The organism is Paenibacillus sp. FSL R5-0636, assembly GCF_037974255.1.
In the GTDB taxonomy this organism is placed as follows: domain Bacteria; phylum Bacillota; class Bacilli; order Paenibacillales; family Paenibacillaceae; genus Paenibacillus_AQ; species Paenibacillus_AQ odorifer.
On the sequence record NZ_CP150232.1, the window covers coordinates 7,051,574 to 7,059,162 of the forward strand.

The window sequence follows — 7,589 nt, forward strand, 5'->3', positions numbered from 1 at the left end:
ACCTGTAATGAACAGGCATCATAATCTCTCCTTCTTTCGAACAAGAGGACAGAGAAGGAGTTATATACAAAATTAAAGTCTACTATGCTATTCTATCACTTTTCTCTACATAATCATATTCTCCGTAAAGACCTATTTTTCCTGCATTTTTACAGGTGCACAACCAAATCAGCTTATAAATCTAATTTTCATCTAAATTGATATTTATCGATTTTTGTTATCATCATCTTCATAAAAAAAGAGCATTCCCTTTGTTCAAAGGGAATGCTCCTAAAGGAACTTTGAGTATCGGCAATGTTTCACGTGAAACATTATTTCATCAATGGCGTTTTGGCAGGAATTCCCGCTTTTCTTGGATATTTAGCTGGTGTTGCTCCTGTCTTACGGATCATAACAATATGTCGATCCGACTCCTCCACTGGTAAGCTGAACGACTCCACTTTGCTGAGTTCAGCACGAAGCTCTTTTAAGCTGTACTTAGCTTCGCTTAATTCCTCTGAAGGATCGCTGCCCTTCATTGCAGCGAACACCCCATCTTTGCGTGTGAAGGGAAGACAAAATTCATTCAATAAAGACAGTCTTGCTACCGCACGTGCTGTAACCAAATCATAGGCATCACGATGAGTGAACTTGCGCGCGACATCCTCTGCCCGCCCATGGATCAATTGTACATCAGTTAATCCCAATGTCGTACTTACATGCTGCAGAAATGAAATTCGTTTATTGAGCGAATCAACAATCGTTAGCTTCAAATGAGGAAAACATATTTTAAGTGGAATTCCTGGAAAACCAGCTCCTGAACCGATATCTGCGAGATTGGTGATCTCGTTAATATCAAGGAAAAAAGCTAATGAAATAGAATCATAGAAATGCTTCGTATATACCTGCTCTCGCTCAGTTATACCCGTGAGATTCATTTTTTCATTCCAGGATACGAGTTCCTTATAATATAGATCAAATTGTGCTAACTGTTCTGCTGTAAGGGATATGCCTCGTTCCTGTAATAGTTGTGTGAATTGAACTTCCGTATTATCCATAGCTTATCCTTTCGCCGCGGTTACCCGGTTGTAATGCTCAAGATATACAAGAAGAATGGAAATATCAGCAGGTGTAACTCCCGCAATCCGAGAAGCCTGCCCGATAGAGATCGGGTGAATCTTAGTCAGCTTCTGCCGCGCTTCCATCGCCAATCCATGGATTTCATTATAATTAATGTCATCTGGAATTTTCTTCTTCTCCATCTTTTGCAGGCGCTCCACATGTTGAAGTTGTTTTTCTATATATCCGGCATATTTAATTTGGATTTCTACTTGCTCTTTCATTTCTGCATCCAGCATCTCTGGTGATGGTGATACTTGATCAACAAAACTATATACAAGCTCTGGGCGCCGCATCAGAACAAGCAAATTGCTACCATCTACAATAGGTGCCGATTCATATTGCGCTAGTACTTGATTTACATCAACAGGTTTAACCTTTGTTTCTTGCAGACGAACAATTTCACGCTCCACCCGTTCTTTCTTATCTGTGAAGTTATCAAACCGTTCCTGTGTGATCAAACCAATGTCGTAACCGATAGGTGTAAGTCTTAGATCTGCATTGTCATGGCGAAGCAACAAACGATATTCTGCACGTGAAGTAAGCAGACGGTAAGGTTCATTCGTTCCCTTAGTCACGAGATCATCAATGAGTACACCAATGTATCCCTGTGAACGATCTAGAATTACGGGTTCTTTGTCTTGCACTTTGCGTGCTGCATTAATTCCAGCCATAACCCCTTGGCCTGCTGCTTCCTCATAACCGGAAGTGCCATTGATTTGTCCAGCAGTGAACAGACCTGGAAGACGTTTAGTTTCAAGAGATGGCCATAGCTGTGTAGGTACCATTGCATCATATTCAATAGCATAGCCGTTACGCATCATCTCTACCTTTTCCATACCAGGGATGGAACGTAAGATGGCTAGCTGTACATCCTCAGGAAGACTAGTGGACAGACCTTGTACATAGTATTCCGATGTATTTTTTCCCTCTGGCTCTAAAAAGATCTGATGCTTAGATTTATCACTGAATCTTACGACCTTATCTTCTATAGAAGGGCAATAACGTGGGCCAGTTCCTTCGATAATACCTGTGAACATCGGCGCACGATGAAGGTTGTCATTAATAATCTGATGAGTAACCTCAGAGGTATACGTTAACCAACAAGGAAGCTGTTCGTTATCGGATGATTTCGTTTCGAACGAAAAAAATTTCGGTTCATCGTCGCCTGGTTGAATTTCTGTCTTAGAGAAATCGATTGTATCACGATGTACACGTGGTGGAGTACCTGTTTTAAAACGCACCAATTCAAACCCAAGCTCCCGCAAATTCTCAGAAAGCTTCACGGATGGCTGTTGATTGTTAGGTCCACTTTCATATGTTAGCTCACCCATAATCACTTTACCACGCAGGTAAGTACCTGTTGTCAGGATAACAGTCTTACTATGGTATTCGGTGCCAGTCTTCGTAACTACACCTACACAACGTCCATCCTCAACGATTAAACGCTCAACCATCCCTTGACGAAGTGTCAAATTAGGCGTTTTCTCCATAGTTTCCTTCATTGTATGTTGATAAAGGAATTTATCAGCTTGTGCACGTAAAGCATGTACTGCTGGTCCTTTACCTGTATTCAGCATACGCAGTTGAATGAATGTCTTATCTATATTGCGGCCCATTTCTCCGCCAAGCGCATCAATTTCACGCACTACATGTCCTTTGGCAGGTCCGCCTATGGACGGATTGCAGGGCATGAATGCAACCATATCCAGGTTAATTGTGATCATTAACGTACTGCAACCCATCCGGGCTGCAGCCAGTGCTGCTTCACAGCCAGCATGACCAGCGCCAATGACGATAACGTCATAGTTGCCTCCATCATAACTCATGTCCTGTTTCCCCCTTGAAATTATATTAAATCGTGAATCTTATTTTCCTAAACAAAATTGTGAGAATATTTGGTCTAACAAAGAGTCAGCTGCAGTATCGCCAATTATTTCCCCAAGCTGTTCCCATGCGAGCCGTACATCGATTTGAATCATATCAATCGGTATATACTGTTCTGCAGCATCGTATGCATCTTGAAGTGATTTATAGGCTTTTTTGAGTAGTGCAATATGTCTCACATTACTCACATATGTCAAGTCACCCGATTCCAGCTTTCCACCAAAAAAGAGTGTCGAAATGGCATCTTCAAGTTTGTCTAGACCTTCCTCTTCCAGAACGGACATCGGTACAATGTTAGACTCCTCAAAAAACGAGAGCAACTTATCCTTATCCAGTTTGGACGGTAAGTCCATTTTATTCATGATTACTAGGCACTGTCTACCGTGTATTTGTTCCATCAATGCCAATTCATCCTCATGCAGCTCTTCATTAGCATTCAGCACAAGTAGAATCAGGTCGGCGTCACTAACTGCCGCTTTGGAGCGCTCCACCCCAATTTTCTCAACAACATCCATCGTTTCACGAATTCCCGCAGTATCGAGCAGCTTAAGCGGTATATTATTTATCGTTATAAATTCTTCTATTACATCACGTGTTGTTCCCGGAATATCTGTTACAATCGCTTTATTTTCACGAGCTAATGCGTTTAGCAATGATGATTTACCAACGTTCGGACGTCCGACAATAGCTGTCGTAATCCCTTCACGAAGTATTTTTCCTTCATTAGATGTCTTAAGCAGCTTTGTTATTCCCTCCATAACCTCACTGCTTTTATCTTTAATAAATTCAGCTGTCATGGATTCTACATCATGTTCTGGATAGTCTATATTTACTTCAATATGAGCCAGCATCTCAATAAGTGTGTGGCGTAAAGCATGAATCCGATCCGATAAGGATCCGCTAACCTGTTTTAAAGCTACAGAAAAAGCCCGGTCAGACTTAGAGCGAATCAAATCAATAACAGCCTCAGCCTGTGATAAATCGATACGTCCGCCCAAGAAAGCACGCTTGGTGAACTCCCCCGGCTCGGCTAACCTTATCTCCTGCTGCAGAAGTAAGTCCATCACTCTTCTTACAGAAATCACACCGCCATGAGCACTGATCTCTACTACATCCTCGGTCGTAAAAGAACGTGGTCCTTTCATAACGGTTACCAACACTTCTTCCATCTTCTCTCCGTTATCAGGACTGACGATATGTCCGTAATGAACGGTATGCGATTCCGCTTCAGTTAATGGAATTCGGCTGCGAAATAATGGTGCCACTTGGGAAATAGCCTGTGGGCCACTTACCCGAATAATAGCAATTCCTCCCTCGCCTAATGCCGTCGATACGGCAGCAATGGTGTCACTAAGCATGCTGTTTTTCACCCCAAAACTTATATTTTTTGAATAGAAACGTTCTTTTATTTTTAAAAAAACAATGACCCCTTACATTGGTCAAGGAGTCATTGCATCCATATAGTCTTTACTTCAAGGTTATAACGACGCGGCGATTTGGCTCTTCGCCTTTACTGAGGGTACTCACTTGCCGATGATCCTGTAACCTGGAGTGGATAATCTTGCGCTCCTGAGGAGACATTGGCTCCAATACAACCTCTTTACGAGTGCGAATTACACGTCCGGCTAAACGATCAGCCAGCTCTTCAAGCGTTTTTTTACGGCGCTCACGGAAGTTCTCTGCATCTAACACAAGCCGTATAAAACTGTCGGAATAACGGTTAGCTACAATATTAGCCAAATACTGTAGAGCATCGAGAGTTTGTCCTCTTCTGCCAATTAACAGTCCCAAATCTGGACCGGAAATTTGCAGAATCGTGGATTCCTTGGTGTGGACGATTTCTACCTCCACTTCGAGCCCCATGCTCTTAGCGACATCCACAATGAAATGAACGGCTTCTTGGTAAGCTTCCTCCACCGGTTGTCCGGAATCTTGGCGTGGCACACCGCCGATGGCCTCCTGTTTGCTCTCTCTTGCTGACTGTTGAGGCAGTGACGGAGCACTCGCCGCTGATGCCGGTGCGGCTTCGGCTATCAAGGTTAGTTCAACCTTGGCACCTTTCGCACCGATCAATCCCAGGAATCCTCTTGATGGCTGCTCAAGTACGTTGACCGTTACCCGGTCCTTTTGAACTCCAAGCTGGGTTAGTCCCCGTTCTACAGCTTCTTCAATGGTTTTCCCTGTTGCGACGACTTTGCTCATTTTGACTTTTTGGCTCCCTTCGATGACTTGTTGCCGCCTTTGCTCTTCGGAGCAGGACTGGAGTCATCTGTACTTTTTACAGCACTTGCGATTGCCAATTTGTGTTTATCGTTGTTGCGGTATAAGAAGTAGTTCTGAATAATAGTGTAAAGGTTACTGTACACCCAGTATAGTGGCAAGGCTGCAGGGAAGTTGTACGACATAACGAAGATCAGAACTGGATAGATCATCATCATGAACTGCATTGGCCCTTGTTGTTGCACTGGATTCATTTTGGTCATCATTCTAGTTTGAATAAATGTTGTTAATGCTGCTAGCACTGGTAAGATAAACAGATGATCCGGTTTACCTAGCTCCAGCCACAAGAAGGTGTGCTCCCGCAAATGTGGATTATAGTAGATCGAGTTGTAGAGAGCGATAAAGATAGGCATTTGAACGATCAGCGGTAAACAACCCGCCATTGGGTTAACCTTGTTCTCTTGGAACAAACGCATTGTTTCTTGCTGCACCTTTTCAGGTGTGTCTTTATATTTTTTCTGGATCTTTTGGAGTTCCGGTTGAATGGCTTGCATTGCACGCGAGCTCTTCACCTGTTTAATAGTAAGCGGAAGAATCAACGTGCGGACAATAATAACCATCACAAGTACGGCTAAACCATATTCTCCGTTAAACCAATCTGCAAACTTGTCCAAGGCAATGGCGAAATAATACACTACATTACTTTGCCAGAAGCCTCCATTCTTCAAATCCTCCGTAGTGTGCGTAACAGCAGTCGACGGAGCGCATCCCGACAGAACAGCTAACGACAACACCATTACCGTGATGAGGAGAAACCATTTTCCTCGTCTAGTCTTCATTAGAGACACTTCAAAACCCCTCTCTTAAACATTCCATTCCACCGTAAATCATACCATAATTATGAATACAAATAAACAAGCCTCTTAAGCACCCTTTATTTGCGGGAAGCCTTGAGTAGCTTGGCTTTACGAAGCACATGCAGCACACTTTTTTCGAGCTCTGCATACTCCATGGAAAGCGCTCCTTTTCTTACGATAAACACCATGTCTAAGCCACCTGCAATCTCAGGTTCATGGTGACGGACGATTTCCTTAACTAATCTTCTCATACGGTTACGGACAACCGCGTTTCCGACCTTTTTGCTAACAGACACACCTACTCTAAATCGCTCTACCTCTTTTTTGCCAAACCAATACACTACAAATTGATGATTCGCAAATGACTTCCCATGGCGGTATACACGACTGAAGTCGGCACGGTTTCGTAAACGTAACTTTTTGTGCACGGGAATCTCCTTCATAAAAATCCGGTTTAAGTGTCCCTCCGAATTTTTTCTTCTAATAGTATAGGCATTTGCAAGCAGCCATAAACGACCACATTTGCTGTGCTGAAATTAAGCTTCTATATATAGTAGGAAAAATAATTTCAACTTCTCACAAAATATTTCTCAATATACGTTAAATAGCCCCGCAAAGTGTAGCTAGCGCATTAAGCGAGATCCTAGACTTTTGCAGAGCAATAATAATAAAAAGCAGTAAAAAAAGACCACCGCAGTGGTCCCTTAGTGGCCTAACTTACGCACTCAAAACTTTTCTGCCTTTCAAGCGGCGAGCTGCCAGCACTTTACGGCCGTTTTTCGTGCTCATTCTTTTACGGAAACCGTGAACCTTACTACGTTTGCTCACATTTGGTCTAAATGTCGGTCTCATAATTGCACCTCCCTTACAGGAACTTAATTACTGTCATATAAGCAGAAACGGACTAAGCCGTCCTTATAGTAGGGACAGTATCTACAAGAATCATCATTTTTATATATCGAGACATATCCTTACAGAAAACACCTTTATATATTTAAACATATTTTATGAGCAAAAGTCAACCTAGTAACCGGCTTGTTCCTCCCCCTCAAGCTCAGGTGTTTATCCACAACTCTCCCCAGAAAAAAAGTAATCCACAAGATATGACAGTTATCCACCTGTGATCAAAAAATAAAGTCGACTGCTCACAGTTGAGCACAACCTGTGTATAAAATTATCGAACCTTTGGCGTAAAGTGTCGAACCGTAAACAAATTATCAACAATATGTAGTGGTGTTCCTAATAATTGTACACAAGTGCTTGAATTTGTGGATAAAATAGCCCTGCTCATTGAAAAATAAGGGGCGTTTTGCTATGATGGTATTACTTTTGAATGTGAATAGATTTGTTTGTTCTCTTAATTATCAACAAGCTGTGGATAAAGTTGTGAACAAATCAAATTTATCCATATTTTTTTGTCTCTTCATATTGCCTACTGGGGATAAATATCAGCACCAACCTATTTTCTTCGACATTTCCACTTCATGGCTGATGCCACATTTGGAAGATTTAAAGGAGTGACAGTCT

The 7,589-nt window shown here is 42.3% G+C and carries 7 protein-coding genes; all 7 read right to left on the bottom strand.

The annotated features are described in order from the left end of the window. Positions 1 to 311 precede the first annotated feature (311 nt). The 7 genes from rsmG to rpmH all read right to left on the bottom strand — a co-directional run bounded on the left by rsmG (position 312) and on the right by rpmH (position 6,914). Positions 312 to 1,037 (bottom strand): 16S rRNA (guanine(527)-N(7))-methyltransferase RsmG, encoded by a 726-nt coding sequence (gene rsmG, locus MKX34_RS32140; protein WP_076105182.1) that lies wholly within the window; start codon positions 1,035 to 1,037, stop codon positions 312 to 314. Between the two features lie 3 nt (positions 1,038 to 1,040). Continuing rightward, on the bottom strand, positions 1,041 to 2,927 hold the full coding sequence (mnmG, locus tag MKX34_RS32145; protein ID WP_036677754.1) for a tRNA uridine-5-carboxymethylaminomethyl(34) synthesis enzyme MnmG: 1,887 nt from the start codon (positions 2,925 to 2,927) through the stop codon (positions 1,041 to 1,043). Positions 2,928 to 2,966: 39 nt separating this feature from the next. Further along, entirely contained in the window at positions 2,967 to 4,343 is a 1,377-nt protein-coding gene (gene mnmE / locus MKX34_RS32150) for a tRNA uridine-5-carboxymethylaminomethyl(34) synthesis GTPase MnmE (RefSeq protein WP_076099801.1), read from the bottom strand. 109 nt (positions 4,344 to 4,452) lie between these two features. Further along, on the bottom strand, positions 4,453 to 5,187 hold the full coding sequence (jag, locus tag MKX34_RS32155) for an RNA-binding cell elongation regulator Jag/EloR (protein WP_036677749.1): 735 nt from the start codon (positions 5,185 to 5,187) through the stop codon (positions 4,453 to 4,455). Further along, entirely contained in the window at positions 5,184 to 6,053 is an 870-nt protein-coding gene (locus tag MKX34_RS32160) for a YidC/Oxa1 family membrane protein insertase (RefSeq protein WP_036677747.1), read from the bottom strand. The genes jag and MKX34_RS32160 overlap by 4 nt, the downstream gene beginning before the upstream one ends. Before the next feature lie 86 nt (positions 6,054 to 6,139). After that, entirely contained in the window at positions 6,140 to 6,490 is a 351-nt protein-coding gene (gene rnpA / locus MKX34_RS32165) for a ribonuclease P protein component (RefSeq protein ID WP_036677842.1), read from the bottom strand. Positions 6,491 to 6,779: 289 nt separating this feature from the next. Then, entirely contained in the window at positions 6,780 to 6,914 is a 135-nt protein-coding gene (gene rpmH / locus MKX34_RS32170) for a 50S ribosomal protein L34 (protein ID WP_036677745.1), read from the bottom strand. Between the last annotated feature and the right edge of the window lie 675 nt (positions 6,915 to 7,589).

Coding starts and splice junctions, on each gene's coding strand:
- rsmG (WP_076105182.1), bottom strand. CDS start 1,037: ATGGATAATACGGAAGTTCAATTCACACAACTATTACAGGAACGAGGC.
- mnmG (WP_036677754.1), bottom strand. CDS start 2,927: ATGAGTTATGATGGAGGCAACTATGACGTTATCGTCATTGGCGCTGGT.
- mnmE (WP_076099801.1), bottom strand. CDS start 4,343: ATGCTTAGTGACACCATTGCTGCCGTATCGACGGCATTAGGCGAGGGA.
- jag (WP_036677749.1), bottom strand. CDS start 5,187: ATGAGCAAAGTCGTCGCAACAGGGAAAACCATTGAAGAAGCTGTAGAA.
- rpmH (WP_036677745.1), bottom strand. CDS start 6,914: ATGAGACCGACATTTAGACCAAATGTGAGCAAACGTAGTAAGGTTCAC.